The organism is Agarivorans sp. JK6 (genome assembly GCF_045277145.1).
Taxonomy (GTDB): Bacteria; Pseudomonadota; Gammaproteobacteria; order Enterobacterales; family Celerinatantimonadaceae; genus Agarivorans; species Agarivorans albus.
Genome location: NZ_CP113525.1, coordinates 2,121,609 through 2,138,107 on the forward strand (window position 1 = coordinate 2,121,609; position 16,499 = coordinate 2,138,107).

Here is a 16,499-nt window from a genome sequence, read left to right on the forward strand (position 1 = left end):
CATCGCCAAGGCAGTTGCCTAGCGGACGAAAAATAAACACTTAATCAGAAGGTATATAAAACATGTTAAACATCGACTTCTCTCAATTTGCAGACTTAAGCCCATTTGAATTAAAAGACAAATTGATCGATCTTGCTAACACCGTTCCAGATCGTGCATTGCTAGATGCAGGCCGCGGTAACCCAAACTTTTTAGCAACTCTTCCACGTAAAGCATTTTTGCGTTTAGGTGACTTCTCTGTAGAAGAAGCAGAGCGTAACTACGCTTACCTAGATGGCGGTTTCGGTGGCATTCCAAATGGAGAAGGCATTGTTGAGCGTTTTGATACCTTTGCAAAACAATATGGTGATAAAGAGGGCGTTCAGTTTATTCAAAAAGCACTAAGCTATGCTAAAGATCGCTTAGGCATTGAAAAACACGATTTTCTTAACGAGCTAGTATTGGCGTTCTTGGGTTGTAACTACCCAGTACCTTCTCGCATGCTAAGAAACATTGAAAAAGTAGTTAAGCAATACATTGGCGAAGAAATGTACGGCGCGATGCCAATGACCACCAACTTTGATTTGTTTGCCACAGAAGGTGGTACTGCATCAATGACTTACACCTTCGCCACAATGTTTAATAATGGTTTATTGAAAAAAGGTGACAAAGTTGCGCTTATCACACCTATTTTCACCCCTTACTTAGAGATTCCAGAGCTTGCTGAATACGAACTTGAAATTGTTGAGCTACGCCTAGATGAAACTACCTGGCAGCTTCCTGAATCTGAGATTAACAAGTTAGCCGATACCGACATTAAATTGCTTTGTGTAGTTAACCCAGCTAACCCTGCATCAGTTAAAATGTCTGATGAAACGCTAACCTTGCTATCTAACTTTGTTAATAGCCAACGTAAAGATCTGTTTATAATTACAGATGACGTATACGGCACATTTGCTGATGACTTTGTGTCGTTATTCGCAACACTGCCTTACAACACCTTGTGTGTATACTCATTCTCTAAATACTTTGGTGCAACTGGCTGGCGCTTAGGCACTATTGGTATTCACGAATCAAATGTATTTGACGATGCGATGCGCGCACTACCAGAGCAACACCAACTCGCTCTAGATGAACGTTACAAAACGCTAACGCCCACTCCACGTGATATTAAATTTATTGACCGTATCGTAGCTGACAGCCGTGCAGTAGCTCTTAACCACACTGCAGGTTTAGCCTTGCCTCAACAAGTACAGATGGCGCTATTTTCATTAACTTGTTTAATGGATATGGAAGACAACTACAAAGCGGCTTGTAAGCGCATTATCCGTGAGCGTTACCAAACTTTATACGGCGCAATGGGTGTAGCTGTTGAAGAAGATAAAGACCGTGTTGATTACTACACATTGCTAGAGCTAGACACTATTGGTGGCAAGCTCTATGGCGACGAATTTGTTCGCTGGTTTAAAGAAAGTGGTAAAGGCCAATACTTCCTTTTCCGTTTAGCCCAGTCTACCGGAGTAATTTTACTTCCAGGTAAAGGCTTCGACACTGTGCACGCTTCTGTACGTGTTTCATTGGCTAACCTAACTCATCATGAGTACGAGTTAATTGGTCGTGAAACTCGCAAAGTACTAGACGAGCATTACGCTGAATTTAAAGCGCAATAAGCCCTGCTAACGAGGCGCGATATCGCGCCTCTACTTATTTAACCAAGTAGAGAAGTCGCATCATGAAAGGCATTATTTCTGTTCAATCACATGTTGTTTATGGCCATGCTGGAAACAGCTCGGCGGTGTTTCCACTGCAACGTATGGGTTTTGAAGTTTGGCCCGTTCATACCGTACAGTTTTCTAATCATACGCAATATGCTCAAGGGTGGACTGGCCAATGCTTTCCGGCAGATGCCATTTCTGATTTAGTGAAGGGAATTGATGCAATAGGGCAGTTACAACAATGCCAAGCTATTGTATCTGGTTATTTGGGCGATGCGGCTCAGGCAACCTCATTAATTGCCGCCATAGACATGGTTAAACAGGTTAATCCAAAGGCGATATACGTTTGCGACCCTGTCATGGGTGATCCTGATAAAGGCTGTATTTTGGCAGAAGGTATTAGCGAGTATTTGGTTGAACATGTAATGCCAAAAGCAGATGTGATAGTGCCTAATCAATTTGAATTAAGCCGCTTTGTTGGGATGGAATTAACCACCTTAAATGAAGCTATCAAGGCATGTCAGAAGGCTTTAACAAAAGGACCCAAAGTGGTGTTAGTTAAACACCTACATAGTTTATCAAAGCAGCAGTTTTGCATGATGATGGCTGATTCAAGTGGCTGCTATTTGGTTAAACGTCCTAATCTAGAGTTTGATAAAGCCCCTGTGGGCGTGGGCGATCTAATTTCGGCGCTATTTACCGGAGGCTTATTGAAAGGTTGGCCACCTATTATGGCCTTAGAACATGCCAACAACGCGAGTTTTGGTGTGTTAGAGGCTACTCGGCAATGTGGTGAGTGGGAACTGCAAACTGTTTTTGCACAAGATCAGCTAAGCGAGCCTCGCCATAGCTTTGCTGCTTCTAAAGTGGCATGAGGTAAAGACGATGTTTAATACAAAAACCTTAATGCAAATTGTTTTAGCTACTTTAGTGTTAAGTGCTTGTAGCTCGCATCATGAGCTAGACAAACGCGTAACCGAAAGGAACTATCAACAAGTAGCGTTAATCGCTGAGCAATCATTAAGTGAACCCTTGCGCTTTTGGGGCAATGAAGCACCGAATTTCCTATATGACAAAGACGCAAATACTACAGTATTACGTACCTCATCCAATTCGCTAAATATTCTTGCCTTATCTGGCGGGGGAGCAAACGGTGCCTATGGTGCTGGCATTATTAATGGGATGTATGAAAGCGGCAACTTACCTGATTTTGCTGTGGTAACAGGGGTAAGTGCTGGCGCTCTTATTGCGCCATTTGTCTTTGTAGGTGGCGACGACATTGTCACTATGAAAAACATCATGTTAGGTATTAGCGATAAGCGCATTTTGGCAAAGCGCAATTATTTAAATGCGGTATTTAAAGATGGGGTTAGTAATGGGCAAGGTTTAAACGAATTTATTGCTGCAACGTTTGATGAGCAAATGATCGCAAAAATTGCTGCTACACATAACAGTGGTAAGCGCTTGTTTATAGGCACAACTCATTTTGATTCTGGTAGACAAGTTGTTTGGAATCTTGGGCAAATTGCGGCAAGTGAACATCCCAATAAGGATCAGCTGATTCATCAAGTGCTAAGTGCTAGCTCATCTATACCCGGCATTTTTCCTCCGCAGTTTATTGAAGTAAACGCTAGTGGCGAAAGTTTAGAAGAGATGCATGTAGATGGCGGCCTTAGTGCGCAAATGTTTGCCGACCCTGCAGGTTTTGATTACAACAACATAGCCCAGGCTTTAGGCATTAATAGCTCACCAAATATATATGTGGTGCGTAATGGTCGACTAGATCTACCTTATCAACATTTGAAGGACAGAGGTGTAGAGTTACTTGGGCGCAGCGTTCAAAGCTTAACCCTTAATCAAAATCGTGGTGATTTGTATCGAATTTTATATTTTAGTGAAAAGCATAACTTTGACACCAAATTCACCTACGTTACTGCAAACTTTACTGAGAAGAAAAAGAGTAAAAAAATGTTTGATGAAGACTATATGTTGGCGCTTTATCATTACGGTTATACGAAAGCAATTAACCAGCAACAGTGGCACACAGAGTTACCCTAATCGTGCTCGCTTGGTTAATATGAGGCGAAGACAAGTTCACCTTGCTTCGCCCTTACCACCAGATAGCTTGTTCTCGTTATCTAGCTCTTCGTTCGTTAATGTACGCAACAACCAGTGACTCTACATCTTTCTTTATTTCCATTATCGCTTTAGAGCGCGGCGCCCAAAGCGCAATAGGAAACTGAAAATCATCTCTCACTTCGTTCAAGTTAAGCTTTTGTAGTTGTAACAAATCGCCCAGGTCTTCAATTGTGACCCTTGGCAATAATGACCATCCCACACCTTGCTGAACTAAGCTAAGTAATAGCGAGAAGTCTTCAATAACTTCATAATTAGATGACAATAGAATTTTTTGAGAGATCTCATCATCTAAATAAGCTTTTAGTATCAGCTGTTTGCTGGTCTTTAAAGCACCAAATATTTGGTCGTTTGGTAACTCTGCCAGAGGGCTACTTTTAGCTGTGTAAAGACCAAAAGTAAGGTAACAAAGGAAAGTAATATCGAAACTCGTGATAGGGGTGCGTTGATCTACATTTACAAAGCCCAGTTGTATTGAATCATCTTCGATCCCTGCTTTAACCTCTTCTTTGGTTTTAATTAGAAAGTTAACTTTCATTGCCGGGTATTTTTCTAATAAAAGCTGACGAATGCTCACTAATACATCACTGGGAATTAGACTTGTATAGGCAATGTTTAGGCACTCTAGTTGCCCGTAAGACAGGCTAAGTGCCATTTTGTTAAAGGATTTAGCTTGCTCTATTGTTACCTTGGCGTAGCTATATAAAAGTTGCCCTTCACTGGTGGGTTTAGCGCTTCTGCCAATTCGCTCAAACAGCTCAACGGCCAGTTGGTCTTCTAGATTGGTTATCACTTGGCCAATGGTGGTTCTGTGTTTGTTTAGTTTAACCGCTGCCTCACTAAATGAGCCCTTTTCATAAACCGCTACAAATGCTGCAAGTTGTTCCAGACTAAAATGCATGTGGATTTGATCCTTCAAGTCCGATTATCACTGAGCAAAGCATAGCACTATTCTAGGTGGCAATATAAACACCGACCGTTTTAAAAGAGCTATCCCATGAAAACTAAACAGAGCCTTGCCCGTGGCACCTTAATGGCAAACGTTGGCGCAGTGGCAACGGCGATCCGTATCGCAGAACAACCGGATGCTCGGTACATTGAACAGAAGTATGCGCAAATACTTAATCAAGGTGCAGAACCTTTGTTGCCTGTATCAGCTAGCTTGCAGGGATTTTCACTTGAGCAAATTCGTCACGCCCACAAAAACTTTAGCCCTAATCAATTTGTTATGGGGGGCAACGACGCACTTATTTATAACTCGTATTTAAATCGTTTTTTGCCGTCCTCGTTAGTGAATCCAGCGGAATCTAATCATCGACTTGCTCGGTCAATTAACCCATTAATAGGCGAGGTAATAGGTAAAAACCAAACTTGTAGTTTAAACGACTATGTTTCTTTACCGGAAAGCCGAGTGCAAGGCTTAATTATTGTTCAGGCTGGTAAGGTGGTATTCGAGCTCTATCCTGGAATGAAAGCCGAGCAAAACCATGTATGGATGGGGCTGTCGAGTTTAGCAATTAGTATGGTGTTTGCTCAGTTTATTGATGAAGGTAAGATTGATATAGATAGATCTATAAGCGTATACCTACCAGAGTTTCGCAATACCGAGTGGGACAGGGTGAGCATTCGTCAAGCGATTAATGGTACTAGTGGTTTAAACATTACTCCTACTCAACAGACAATGTTTGACCCCAATTCCTATATGTCTCGCTTCTTAGCGGCTCAATTTGGCCGGCCAAATGCATACACCGGTTACCAAGAAAACTGGCTCGACATTGTAAAACAAATTAAAAGAGAAAGAGGGGAGGCAGCTGCCACTGAACAAGGGGTTGGCCCAATAACACGAGCCGTTTTAGCTTATATTGCGGAAGAAATTGAACAGCTGCCTTGGACACAAATTTTTGAAAACAGAATTTGGGGAAATATTAAAGCAGAGGCGCCGATGGTGGTGACCTTAGCGCCAGATGGTACCGCTTTAAGTCATGACTTTATATTGTCTTCGATAGAAGATGCAGCTCGCGTAGCAATGTTACTTTGTCCTAGTTGGCCAATTATTACCGATACTCCGGTATTGCCTGCCAAGCTTACGCAGGACATGAGAAAACGAACTGGATTAGCGCGAAACAGTGCGTCGCATGCATTTAATTTTGACAAGGTTTATGACGATGGGGCGCGTTGCTTACAAGGCTATTTTGGGCAAGGCATGTATATCGATACTAAGCGCGATTATGTTGCGGTGTATTTTTCGTCACAAGCTTTTGAACCTTTGAGCTGCCCTTCAAAAATGATGGAGTATTTACGAGCAGTTGCAAATCAGCTTTATTAGTTTTGAGGATGTGATCCTTCATTCGCGATTAACTCTTTCCGTTTTTACGTTTTAATCTCAGCGTATATCGACTAACACCAAGGCAAAACCATGTTCCAAGAATACTTACCTAAAGAAATTGCAGTTGGGGAGATTTATTTCCCGCCGCTACTTATTGCGTTTGGTGCTGCTTATGTAGCGGCAAATTTGACCATGGTGCTAATTGGCCGTTTAGGCGCGATGAAATATTTATATGCGCCTGTGTTAGTTGAATTATCACTGTTGGTGATATACGCGGTTGCGCTAAGCCGTTACGTTTTTCCTGCATAAAACACTAGGGAATTTAAATGAAAACCAAAATATTAACTGTATTGCTAGTGGTTGTTGCCGCTACGTTGGCAGGATTAAAGTACCAGCATTATCTTGCCAATCCTTGGACTCGTGATGCGTTGGTGAGAGCCAACATTGTAGAGATCACTCCTCGTGTTACTGGGCCGGTTGTCGCCATTTATATTTCGGATAATCAGCGAGTAAAAAGCGGTGAGTTGTTGTTTGAAATTGATGATAGCGTCTATCAAACCGCAAGCCAGCAAGCAAATGCAAATTTAGCCCAAGCAAAAGCAGTTTTAGCCAGGGCTAATAACGAACAACAGAGAATGAGCGCTCTAGAAAAACGTACTCCAGGTTCGGTACCAGTAATTACATTAAACAATTTGCAAAATGATGTTCTATCCGCGCAGGCAAATGTTAAAGCTGCGTCTGCTGCGCTAAAGGGGGCTGAGCTTAATTTAAGTTTTACAAAAGTGTATGCCAGCAAGGATGGTTACATTACCAACTTCAATTTAGCTGAAGGTGCACATGTAGTCGCTAATCAACCAGTTGTTGCGTTAATTGATGAATCTAGCTTTTGGATCGAAGGCTTCTTTAAAGAAACGGATATAGAAGCTATGCAGCAAGGTAACATGGCTAAAATCACTTTGATGAGTTACCCCGATACGCCACTAAAAGGCCAAGTAAGCAGTATTGGTTATGGCATAGCGCAAGTAGACGGCAGCACGAGTACTCATATGCTGCCAAGTGTTAACCCTAACTTTGAATGGATACGCTTGGCACAGCGGCTCCCGGTTAAAATTACCGTGACCGAGCTCCCAGCTAATGTTCAGTTAAGAGTAGGGACTACAGCTTCAGTTATGATTAACAAGCAGGTATCCGCTAATGAGCGTAGCTAGCATAAAAGCGATTAAAGTTGCCATTAGCCTAAGTTTAACCATTGTACTAGCGCTAAGCTTTGGCTGGGAGAAACCCTATTGGGCAGCTATTGCGGTGGTAGTAATGGCAACCACCGAAAGCTTTAGCCACGCATTACATAAAGCAAGACAGCGAGTGATTGGCACTGCTAGTGGTGTAGTGCTGGGGTTTGCACTATTGGCGTTATTCGGCCAGCAGCGGGAACTGTTTTTGCTAAGCGAGCTTTTATTGGGGGGCACTGCCGCTTACATGTCTGCCCGCTCGAAATACGCTTATGTTTATAAGATGGCGTTTATAGTGGCAGTGATCGTCTCGTTAGCGAGCGGTTTAAGCCAATCGCTAAGTTTCAGCCTTGCGGTGCTTAGGGTGCAAGAAACGATATTAGGGGTAGTTGTTTATTCGCTAGTTTTTAGCTTGTTGTGGCCAGAGGTAAAAGATCCTAAAACACTGCCGAAGCAAGTTCTTCTTAGCCAAGCAGAGGGGCGTTTACGTGCACTTAAGTTTGTTGTCGTTACCCTAGTCAGTTGGATGTTATGGATATATCTGCCTATGCCTGGAGGATTTATGTTTCCACTCATTGCTGCAACTATGGGCCTTAGCATTATCGAATTTCCTTACCACTACCTCAACAAGATATTAGGATTAGTCTATGTTTGGGCTTGCGTTGTGCTTACTCAGTATGTGTTTGTGTTACCACTTTTAGACAATGCATGGCAGCTTGGGGCATTTTACTTTGTGAATACATTTGCAGTTTGGCGTTTGTTTCCAAAGGATAATCAAGTACCCATGAGGATCCTTGGCGGCCAGTTTTTGGTATTGCTAACGATGAACGCTCAGCACTTAAGGCCGGTATTTGATATAAATGCCTCATTGCAGATGCTGTTATTCCTGAGCCTAATCTTAATTATCGTTCGTTTTGTTATTCACTTTGTAGATACATTTTTTAGCACAAACATGTTGCCTGAGGCCAAGTGAGCCGACAACAATTGTTAATTGGCTTGCACTTTTCTGCTCTGGTATACGCGCTGTATTGCAATAACCTTCTATTCATTACCACTATTCTACAAAGGGCCCATAGCTAGCATTAATCTTATTAGGTTGCGTTTTTGTGGTGCTGTCTTTGCAGCCTTCATCGAAGCTCTTCTGAGTATCTAATCCGAACAAGGATGTTGGGTGATCTGGTCTTTATCTTGTTACCTATCCTGCGTTATCTCTATTGTTTAAAGCCTACAAGTTTTTCAGTTAGCCAGGTATTGGATAAGGCTAATAATTAAACTGAGGATTCGATCCATCATCACTGATTAACGCCTTAATCTTGCCTCTTTTATTCTACGCCCATCAGCAGAGCGGGGAGTCGTTGCCAGCTCTATTAATTCGTTGACCTAACGTAATAGTTAGATAGGGACGTTTGCTTATACGTTTCGTTGATAAACCTTTTGAGTTTTTCAATTTGGAACTGTAATGACAACACTTTACAACACAACACCACGCTCTTGGATTAAAGCAGCATTACTATCTAGTTTCATGTTTTCTGCAACCGCATTTGCGGAACACGAAGACACCTCTAACTTAGAGAATGCAAATGAATTTAGCGAGTTGCGAGATTTAAATATTCCTGAACATCTTCCAGGCCTGGCCTTAAGTGATTTAGGACAAACTGAGCACTTTGTTGAGCACGTAACTAAAAGATTTACAGGAAAGCATGGTACCGAAACAACAGAGTACTTTTTGGTCCATAGTACCGACCTTAAAGGCCGCATGAATCTGAACATTCGTTACAAAGAAGAAAGCCTAAAACACAGAAAGGGCTTATTAAAAGAAATCGAGAAGCTAGCGATGACAGAATACAAGTTGCGCCAATACGCGAGTACCTACGACAAAAGCTCTTTGCAGGTTGACCAGAATAACGATGGTAGTGCGACGGTGAGTTTTAACTATTCAAAGTTTGCGTTGCCCCAAGACTTAGCATTCTTCCGATTTATGCAAGTGAAAATGACGGTAAGAAACGGTTTAGTGAAAGAAATGGTTATTACCAATAATCAACCGTTCAAACACGATCTAGGAAGAGTAAATAAGTATCGCCAGGTACTTAAACTTGAAGTGCTAGATACTGGTGAGTACGTTATTAAACACAAAGAGGTAAACGCAACAGGTACATGTAAAGGCCATGCCTGCGAATTAGACATGGAAATCAAACCGGTCGCGTTTTATGACAATGCTGCAGGCGCCATTATTAAGGATCAGCAGTTGCTTTCAGAGATGTCTGATCCCCGTGTTCGTGAAGAAAACGTAAAATTGAAGAATGTTCTTCCATTTTTTGGCGATACGTTACGTAGAAAGGGCATCGACTTGCCAAAACCCTATGGGTTTTCTATGGCTTACCGTGGCCAAGAAACTAACTTCGATTTTACCAGCTTTAGTGTTTTTGGTTTAAGCCCAGCACTTTTAGAAACTTTCTTTGACCCAGAAAAAACTCATGCGGTAGTAAATACCGAGAGCTTTACACTTCGTGGAGACGCCTACATCTTGCCATTTTGGAATGTATTTGGCTTGGTAGGAAAGCTAAACGTAGATGCCGATGTGCAAGCCCATTTTAAAGGGATCGACCAATGTTTTGGTTTGGTGGTTGGAGAAAAGTGTTTAGGTGAATACATTTACGTACCATCTGGTGATTTTAATGTTCCAATTCATCTTGAGTATGACTTACTTGGCGCAGGCACCACCTTGTCTATCGGTTATAAGAACTTGTTTGCCTCGTTAACTGGCACTGTAACGAAAACCAAAATGAATGGTGCAGATGATTGGGGTGGCAGTATTTTCACCGCACAACCAATGCTTGGTTACCAATTTCAGCAACAGCGAGCTCAAGTGTTTATTGGTGCTGAATATCAAGGTTACGATGACTACATGACTGGTACTGTACGTTTCCAAGGCATTGAAATGGATTATAACGTAGGTATTCGCAGCCAACGTTGGGCTGGCCTCGTTGGCTTTAATAAGGAGCTAGACAAAAACTTCAATATCACTGGCATTGTTAACATAGGTAAAGACCGCACAGCTGCCACCTTAAATGTTGGTTACCGTTTCTAAGTATTGTTGAGCAAGGATGCTCGACTAAGTTCTCTATCTTCACGTTTAAATTTAGGTTCCTTATGCGCTTTATTAATCAATGTGTAGCCATTCTAGTTTCCAACTTTTGGCGAAGTAGGCCGTTGGTGGTACTAGGATTGTTTTGTATGTTAGCGGGGTGCTCAAGTGCACCACCGCCAATAGCTGAAGACTTAACCAGCAACTGGCAGCCTGAGACTGTGCCTGCTCAAGTCTATTTAATACCAAATGGGAAAGAGGCGTTAGCTCAGCGCATTGCGGCAGTTCGAAACGCTAAGTCTTACGTATTGCTGGAGTATTTTACATGGGACCACGACCTAAGTGGTGCCTACTTATACAGAGAACTGAGAATGGCTGCCGACAGAGGTGTAAAAGTAAAGTTAGTTCTTGATGACTTACTTGAATTTAATGATATGTGGTTAAGAACATTGGCCGCTCACCAAAACATTGAAATACGCATTTTTAATCCTTTTGAAGCGCGTCAGCTGGGCTGGTTTAGCCGTATGTTTGATTTTCAGATCCATAAAAATAAACGTAATCATCGCTTACATGAAAAGCTACTGCTAGTGGATGGTGATTTAATGATTACTGGTGGACGTAATATCGGTGATAGTTATTTTGAATACAGTAAAAAAGCAAACTTTTTCGATTTGGACTTGTTGGTAAAAGGAGCTGTGTTAGCGGCCTTTGAGAAAAACTTTAATCAGTTGTTTCAGAGTGAGAGTGCGGTTGATGTTCAGACCTTAGTGGGGACACCAAGGGCAGAAGAGCGCGACTATTTTTTAGCGGGTTTTACCAAACTTGCCAACAAATACCCATTGCAGCTAGCTGCGATTGCGGCCAGTGTATTAGCTATTGCTGAACCAGAATACACTTCTGTTGAAGCGACCGCTTTGTTTGATTCACTTAATAAACTTGAAGACAAACAACCCTATCATCGAGAGCGTTTGTCTAAAACTATGCAGCAGAAGCATAAGCAGATTGGCCAGCTAGTTATATCTACACCGTACTTATTGCCTAAGGCCGTTGGAGAAAGTGATATACAAAGATTCAAGCAAGCTGGTGCAGAGGTAACGGCTATTACAGCTGGTAAAACGGGTAGTGATTCAGCATTTGTTGGAGCGTATTATTCACCCTATCGAAAACAGTTATTACAACAAGACGTTAAACTCTATGAGTTTGCTCCAGATAAAGAGAAAGGACACGCTAAGCATTATTACCACGTAAAAGCGTTGGTTGTGAATAAGCAGTGCAGTTATGTTGGGTCCTCTAATTTTGATCCGCGCTCCGATCATCTTAATCTCGAGTTTGGTTTGTACCTATGCGGAGAAGGCTTTGCTGAACAGTTAGAAGACTATCTGTTCCAAGATCGCGATACCCATTTGTGGCAACTTGGATTGACCGAGAAAGGAGAGACTATTTGGCAGCAAGGGAAACAACAGCGCATTAAGGCGTCAGGGAGCAAAATAAGCGATGCGATATATCGCTCGCTGGGTTTAGTTTACGACCTCTAAGTTAACGGGCTTGTTGTTGCAGTTCTTCAAGCCAATGTTGATGATAGCTATTAATTTGCTTGGGAAGAAAAAACTTAGTGAGCCAGCTTATTCCATTACGTTGGGTTGTCTCAGTAATAATTGAACAGCCGTCTGCTTGGCAGTCTAACTTCCAAGCGTGATACATATCTATACTGCCAGATTTGCCTTTCCAAGCGATTTTTTTGTTAGGCACAAATTCGACTACTGTGCATTCGAATTGAAGCTTTTTAGTTTTCCAAAGAAAGACCGTGCCTTTTTCTAACTCTAAGCCGTTACCGTTTAACAACTGCACAGAGGTCGCTTTATTCTTCCAGGTTGGCCAACACGGCGCCTTAATCAAACATGCCCAAACTCGCTCTGCAGGGACTTTGCTGGGCACAGCATTTTTAACATGAATTTGCGCGTTTCGAGGATGATAGTAATCTGGCCAGTTAATCTTTGTTTCCTTGAACATTCGCTTCACCATAATGAGTAAACAAGCAATATCGATATAAAAGAGCTTACATTTATATATTGTAGCGCAGGGTGTAACTCTCTTTTGTTTGGTTCGGATATATTGCGTTTTACCTATGTTAACGAGTGAAGCAACTTTCTCTAACTAAGTATAAAAAGTGCGCCTATCCAATAAGTTATATCGATACTACTTTGACGGATTTAGTCCTACAAACAAGATTTAGCACTACGTCAAAGTAAGCTTAAAGTAGCGTAATTCCTTCCAGAGCTAAATTTGTCAGTTTTAGAGTTAAACAAACAGCTAAGTAATTAAACAAAGGTTACTAATGAAAACTACTTGGGCGGCGATAGCGCTGTCGGCTTTGTCTATTAGCGTTTATTCAACCGATAGCACTGCCTCATATTTTGATGAATTTGATGGACAGTTTGATTTGGGCCATCACCTTGCAGAGAATGCCTATGGCTTTTTGCCTATTCCTATTCTAATAACTGAACCTGCTGTTGGCGTTGGTGGCGGTGCTATGGGGCTATTTCTTCATGAGACTGAAGAAGAAAAATTAGCCCGTAAGAAGCTAGCGATGTCATCACTAGATGGTGGTGCGCAGTTGATACCCTCGGCAATTACCTTAGTGGGAGCAGCAGGCACCGAGAATGGAACTTGGTTGGCTTTTGCCGGACATCGACATTCATGGATGAAGGATGCAATCCGGTATACCGGTGGAATGGGCTTGGGGAAAGCTAATCTGAATATTTATAAAGATCTGTCTTTAGGTGATTTTACTAAAAGCATGCAGATTGGTACTAAAACCGAGGGCGCTCTAGCCCTGCAAAAGCTTCAGTTTCGTATCGCTAATACTCCTCTGATGTTGGGTGCTAAGCAAATTGTAGGAGTAAGCAAAGTAACGTTTGATACTGGTAACTCTAATGCGGATAAGCTGCTAAATGGCTTGTTAGGCAAGGTGTGGGGGGATGAGTCGATCACTTCTGGTCTAGGTTTTATTGCCGAATACGACACCAGAGACAATATTTTTTACCCAACTAGGGGGTATAAACTAAACGCAGATTACATGATTTACGATAAAAAATTGGGCAGCGATTGGGACTACCAAAATTTGAATGTGGATGGAGAGGTGTATATTCCATTAGGTAGAAAATGGAACCTAGCTTTTGCTGGCAATTATCAACTCTTTAGCTCTGATGAATTGTTTTTATCACCCACAGCGCGACCCTATGTAGGCTTGCGAGGGGTATCCGCCTATCGGTATCAAGGTGACGAGATTCATACTCTACAATCACAACTTACTTACTCGATTGATCACCGTTGGACTATCTCGGCTTTCTATGGTGCTGGACAAGCACTACAGGAAAGTGAGTTAGCTACAGATGAAAGCGTACAGTCTGTGGGCGCAGGCTTTCGTTATCAAATCGCCCGAAGATATGGTCTTCGCCTAGGGATGGATTTTGCCTACAGCGGCGAGGAAAGCGCTGTGTATTTCCAAGTAGGGAGTGGTTTTTAAACCCTAGGTGGATATTAGCCAAATTCCCACTCCAATCATGAGCGTTCCGGAGATGCGATTTAACAAGCGTACATTGCCGCTTTTGTTTAAGAATAACCGTAAGGTTTTTCCACCGGTTGCATAAAGAGTCATACATACAAACTCAGAAATTAGAATTATGCCCACCAATATACTCAGTTGCAGGGGAAGGGCTTTGTCCGCTTGGATAAAAGGCGGTAACAGTGAAATCATAAAGGCCCAACCTTTAGGGTTTGCTATTGCTGTTACCAGCCCCTGAGTGGCTAATTGCCAAGGGCTAACTTGCGCTTGCTGTTCAATTTTTTCGGGTATGGCCATCTTTCCGCGAGAGCGCCACATTTGGATCCCTAAGTATCCAAGATAGCTGCCGCCAAGCCATTTTAACAAGGTAAACACATCCGGGTAACGCAGCATAATTGCAGCAACACCAAGTACTGCAAGCACCGCTACTATGCCTACTCCTATCATTTCACCTAGCATCATCCAAAAGGTACGGCGCAGCCCAATGGTCATGCCTAAGGTCATCGCTAGCGTCATACACATGCCAGGTGTAATAGAAACGAAGAAGAAGGTAGGGATAAAGATGAGTAGAGTAGACAGATCCATGGAGTAACCAACAGCATTTTTCAAAGGCTACAGTGTACTCTTTTTATTTTTAGATAAAAGTTGCCAGAACTATTCGTTGTCTTTGGTTAGTTGTATAGCTACAAAATTTGGCGACGCTGATAAATGCCAGTTAAATTCGGTTTGCTTTGGTCTAGAGACCATAAAACTAGTTCTAACTCTGCTTTTTCTCCCCAGTGGAAGACTAGATAGAATTAACAAAAGAACAAATAGCTAGCCAAGATTAAGGAGAGAAAACTACGCCATTTGCGCGCATGATTACTCACTAACTGTGGTGCGTGTTTATTTTGTGGTTTTGGTGGAATAAAGGTTTTTACTCTTGCTGTGGGGTTTGGTTGATCTTGTTGGTGATATTTTCATTTGCTGCAGTCTGTTTTTTGAACTGTGTCACTAAGCTGACTTGAATAAGCTCTTGACTGTAAATTGAACTGATTTAGGTCAAAAATTCTTCAGATCTAGCGTTCTACAGTATAAGGACAATAAATGGATTTAATGTTCTTACAAGGAGTAGGTAATGAAAAACCGTTGGCTTATTGCTGCATCTGCCGTTGGGCTACATGCTTCTATCGGTTCGGTATACGCGTTCAGCGTATTTAAGAAACCCCTAGGTCAGCTGTTGGAGTCAGCGACCAACAATGAAATTGCTTGGACCTTCAGCTTTGCGATTTTCTTCCTCGGCTTATCCGCAGCGATTATGGGGCACTTCGTAGAGAAGAATGGTCCGCGCAAAGCCGGTATGCTCGCAGCTACGTTTTTCGGTGGTGGCTTGTTAATTGCGGGTTTTGGCGCCTATATTCAAAACCTTTATCTAATTTGGCTCGGCTATGGTGTGTTAGGCGGTATAGGTTTAGGGATTGGATATATTACTCCCGTATCTACCCTCGTTAAGTGGTTTCCAGATCGTCGTGGTCTTGCCACTGGCTTAGCGATTATGGGCTTTGGCTTTGGCGCTATGGTAGCAGGCCCGGTGTTTAATTTTATTATTGAAACCTTTACGGTTGAGGGCAATGGTATTGCTTACACATGGTGGATCACCGGAGTTGTATATCTTGTTATAATGTTTGCTTCTGCGTCTTATTTAGAGCGGCCACCACAGGGTTGGATGCCAGATGCAATGAAGGCTGCGGTTGAGTCCGGCGAAAAGAAAGTTGTAGAGGATTTAACCCAACTAACGGCCAACGAAGCGGTTAAAACTGGTCCTTTTTATGGCTTGTGGGTGATGATGTTTATTAACATTTCCTGTGGCATTGCGGTTATTTACGCGGCCTCACCCTTGGCTCAAGAGAGCATTGGATTAAGCCCGGCGGAAGCTGCTGGTGTGGTTGGTCTAATGTCGTTGTTTAACGGACTGGGCCGAATTGCTTGGGCTTCGCTATCCGATGTACTTGGTCGCCCAAATACCTACATGATTTTCTTCTTAATTCAAATTGTTGCCTTTTGTTTGCTGCCAAACATTACCAGCATCATTTTGTTCCAAGTTGTTCTATACACTATTCTAACTTGCTACGGAGGTGGTTTTGCAACGCTGCCTGCCTTTATTGGAGATCTATTCGGTACTAAGGAGCTGAGTGCCATTCACGGCTATGTGCTTACCGCGTGGGCACTGGCTGGTTTGGCTGGCCCACAGATCGCAGCTTACGTTAAAACAACAACTGGCAGTTATGAGATGACGCTCTACATTTTTGCTGGTGTATTTGTTATCGCCTTAATTGCGTCTTTGCTGATGAAGTCTTACATGACACGCGCGCGTGCTGAAATGGATGTGGCAGCGCAAACGGCTCACGCATAAGCAAATGTTGCGGTAACTATAAAAAAGGGGCTGTGAGCCCCTTTTTTAGTCACTAAAGAGTGTGGTCGCCAT

14 protein-coding genes are annotated in these 16,499 nt (G+C 42.5%); 11 read left to right on the plus strand and 3 right to left on the minus strand.

Annotated features, from left to right (window positions below; translation table 11 throughout):
• Nucleotides 1–62: 62 nt before the first annotated feature.
• The 3 genes from OV592_RS09885 to OV592_RS09895 all read left to right on the plus strand — a co-directional run bounded on the left by OV592_RS09885 (nucleotide 63) and on the right by OV592_RS09895 (nucleotide 3,752).
• Nucleotides 63–1,649 carry a bifunctional aspartate transaminase/aspartate 4-decarboxylase gene (locus tag OV592_RS09885; protein ID WP_406611261.1) on the plus strand — a complete coding sequence of 529 codons (1,587 nt, stop codon included), beginning with the start codon at nucleotides 63–65 and terminating at the stop codon, nucleotides 1,647–1,649.
• Nucleotides 1,650–1,711: 62 nt separating this feature from the next.
• On the plus strand, nucleotides 1,712–2,569 hold the full coding sequence (gene pdxY, locus OV592_RS09890) for a pyridoxal kinase PdxY (protein ID WP_406611262.1): 858 nt from the start codon (nucleotides 1,712–1,714) through the stop codon (nucleotides 2,567–2,569).
• A 10-nt stretch (nucleotides 2,570–2,579) separates the two neighbouring features.
• Nucleotides 2,580–3,752 carry a patatin-like phospholipase family protein gene (locus OV592_RS09895; RefSeq protein WP_406611263.1) on the plus strand — a complete coding sequence of 391 codons (1,173 nt, stop codon included), beginning with the start codon at nucleotides 2,580–2,582 and terminating at the stop codon, nucleotides 3,750–3,752.
• A gap of 76 nt (nucleotides 3,753–3,828) precedes the next feature.
• Here OV592_RS09895 and OV592_RS09900 read toward each other — a convergent pair whose 3' ends face one another.
• Complete coding sequence (locus tag OV592_RS09900; protein ID WP_406611264.1) at nucleotides 3,829–4,731, minus strand: LysR family transcriptional regulator; 903 nt, start codon at nucleotides 4,729–4,731, stop codon at nucleotides 3,829–3,831.
• A gap of 96 nt (nucleotides 4,732–4,827) precedes the next feature.
• On the opposite strand from OV592_RS09900, the gene OV592_RS09905 reads away from it, so the two are divergent.
• The 6 genes from OV592_RS09905 to OV592_RS09930 all read left to right on the plus strand — a co-directional run bounded on the left by OV592_RS09905 (nucleotide 4,828) and on the right by OV592_RS09930 (nucleotide 12,005).
• Nucleotides 4,828–6,156 carry a serine hydrolase gene (locus tag OV592_RS09905; RefSeq protein ID WP_406611265.1) on the plus strand — a complete coding sequence of 443 codons (1,329 nt, stop codon included), beginning with the start codon at nucleotides 4,828–4,830 and terminating at the stop codon, nucleotides 6,154–6,156.
• Between the two features lie 90 nt (nucleotides 6,157–6,246).
• Nucleotides 6,247–6,465 (plus strand): DUF1656 domain-containing protein, encoded by a 219-nt coding sequence (locus tag OV592_RS09910; RefSeq protein ID WP_406611266.1) that lies wholly within the window; start codon nucleotides 6,247–6,249, stop codon nucleotides 6,463–6,465.
• Nucleotides 6,466–6,482: 17 nt separating this feature from the next.
• Nucleotides 6,483–7,364, plus strand: a complete 882-nt coding sequence (locus tag OV592_RS09915; RefSeq protein ID WP_406611267.1) for an HlyD family secretion protein — start codon at nucleotides 6,483–6,485, stop codon at nucleotides 7,362–7,364.
• Complete coding sequence (locus OV592_RS09920; RefSeq protein WP_406611268.1) at nucleotides 7,351–8,358, plus strand: FUSC family protein; 1,008 nt, start codon at nucleotides 7,351–7,353, stop codon at nucleotides 8,356–8,358. Before OV592_RS09915 ends, OV592_RS09920 begins: the two co-directional genes overlap by 14 nt.
• A gap of 486 nt (nucleotides 8,359–8,844) precedes the next feature.
• Entirely contained in the window at nucleotides 8,845–10,473 is a 1,629-nt protein-coding gene (locus OV592_RS09925) for a hypothetical protein (protein ID WP_406611269.1), read from the plus strand.
• A 146-nt stretch (nucleotides 10,474–10,619) separates the two neighbouring features.
• Complete coding sequence (locus OV592_RS09930) at nucleotides 10,620–12,005, plus strand: phospholipase D-like domain-containing protein (protein ID WP_406611271.1); 1,386 nt, start codon at nucleotides 10,620–10,622, stop codon at nucleotides 12,003–12,005.
• 1 nt (nucleotide 12,006) lies between these two features.
• Here OV592_RS09930 and OV592_RS09935 read toward each other — a convergent pair whose 3' ends face one another.
• Nucleotides 12,007–12,480, minus strand: coding sequence for an SRPBCC family protein (locus OV592_RS09935; protein WP_016401828.1), 474 nt, complete (start codon nucleotides 12,478–12,480; stop codon nucleotides 12,007–12,009).
• Between the two features lie 325 nt (nucleotides 12,481–12,805).
• Here OV592_RS09935 and OV592_RS09940 point away from each other — a divergent pair, with 325 nt between their 5' ends.
• Nucleotides 12,806–13,996 (plus strand): BamA/TamA family outer membrane protein, encoded by a 1,191-nt coding sequence (locus OV592_RS09940; RefSeq protein ID WP_406611272.1) that lies wholly within the window; start codon nucleotides 12,806–12,808, stop codon nucleotides 13,994–13,996.
• Nucleotides 13,997–13,999: 3 nt separating this feature from the next.
• On the opposite strand, the gene OV592_RS09945 is transcribed toward OV592_RS09940, so the two are convergent.
• Complete coding sequence (locus OV592_RS09945; protein ID WP_406611273.1) at nucleotides 14,000–14,620, minus strand: LysE family translocator; 621 nt, start codon at nucleotides 14,618–14,620, stop codon at nucleotides 14,000–14,002.
• A 532-nt stretch (nucleotides 14,621–15,152) separates the two neighbouring features.
• Between OV592_RS09945 and OV592_RS09950 the strand changes: the two genes are divergently transcribed.
• Complete coding sequence (locus OV592_RS09950) at nucleotides 15,153–16,427, plus strand: OFA family MFS transporter (RefSeq protein ID WP_406611274.1); 1,275 nt, start codon at nucleotides 15,153–15,155, stop codon at nucleotides 16,425–16,427.
• The last annotated feature ends 72 nt before the right edge of the window (nucleotides 16,428–16,499 follow it).

What these genes read in the sequence shown, in the direction of transcription:
- OV592_RS09885 (WP_406611261.1), top strand. Translation starts at nt 63, where the DNA reads ATGTTAAACATCGACTTCTCTCAATTTGCAGACTTAAGCCCATTTGAA.
- pdxY (WP_406611262.1), top strand. Translation starts at nt 1,712, where the DNA reads ATGAAAGGCATTATTTCTGTTCAATCACATGTTGTTTATGGCCATGCT.
- OV592_RS09895 (WP_406611263.1), top strand. Translation starts at nt 2,580, where the DNA reads ATGTTTAATACAAAAACCTTAATGCAAATTGTTTTAGCTACTTTAGTG.
- OV592_RS09900 (WP_406611264.1), bottom strand. Translation starts at nt 4,731, where the DNA reads ATGCATTTTAGTCTGGAACAACTTGCAGCATTTGTAGCGGTTTATGAA.
- OV592_RS09905 (WP_406611265.1), top strand. Translation starts at nt 4,828, where the DNA reads ATGAAAACTAAACAGAGCCTTGCCCGTGGCACCTTAATGGCAAACGTT.
- OV592_RS09910 (WP_406611266.1), top strand. Translation starts at nt 6,247, where the DNA reads ATGTTCCAAGAATACTTACCTAAAGAAATTGCAGTTGGGGAGATTTAT.
- OV592_RS09915 (WP_406611267.1), top strand. Translation starts at nt 6,483, where the DNA reads ATGAAAACCAAAATATTAACTGTATTGCTAGTGGTTGTTGCCGCTACG.
- OV592_RS09920 (WP_406611268.1), top strand. Translation starts at nt 7,351, where the DNA reads ATGAGCGTAGCTAGCATAAAAGCGATTAAAGTTGCCATTAGCCTAAGT.
- OV592_RS09925 (WP_406611269.1), top strand. Translation starts at nt 8,845, where the DNA reads ATGACAACACTTTACAACACAACACCACGCTCTTGGATTAAAGCAGCA.
- OV592_RS09930 (WP_406611271.1), top strand. Translation starts at nt 10,620, where the DNA reads ATGTTAGCGGGGTGCTCAAGTGCACCACCGCCAATAGCTGAAGACTTA.
- OV592_RS09935 (WP_016401828.1), bottom strand. Translation starts at nt 12,480, where the DNA reads ATGTTCAAGGAAACAAAGATTAACTGGCCAGATTACTATCATCCTCGA.
- OV592_RS09940 (WP_406611272.1), top strand. Translation starts at nt 12,806, where the DNA reads ATGAAAACTACTTGGGCGGCGATAGCGCTGTCGGCTTTGTCTATTAGC.
- OV592_RS09945 (WP_406611273.1), bottom strand. Translation starts at nt 14,620, where the DNA reads ATGGATCTGTCTACTCTACTCATCTTTATCCCTACCTTCTTCTTCGTT.
- OV592_RS09950 (WP_406611274.1), top strand. Translation starts at nt 15,153, where the DNA reads ATGAAAAACCGTTGGCTTATTGCTGCATCTGCCGTTGGGCTACATGCT.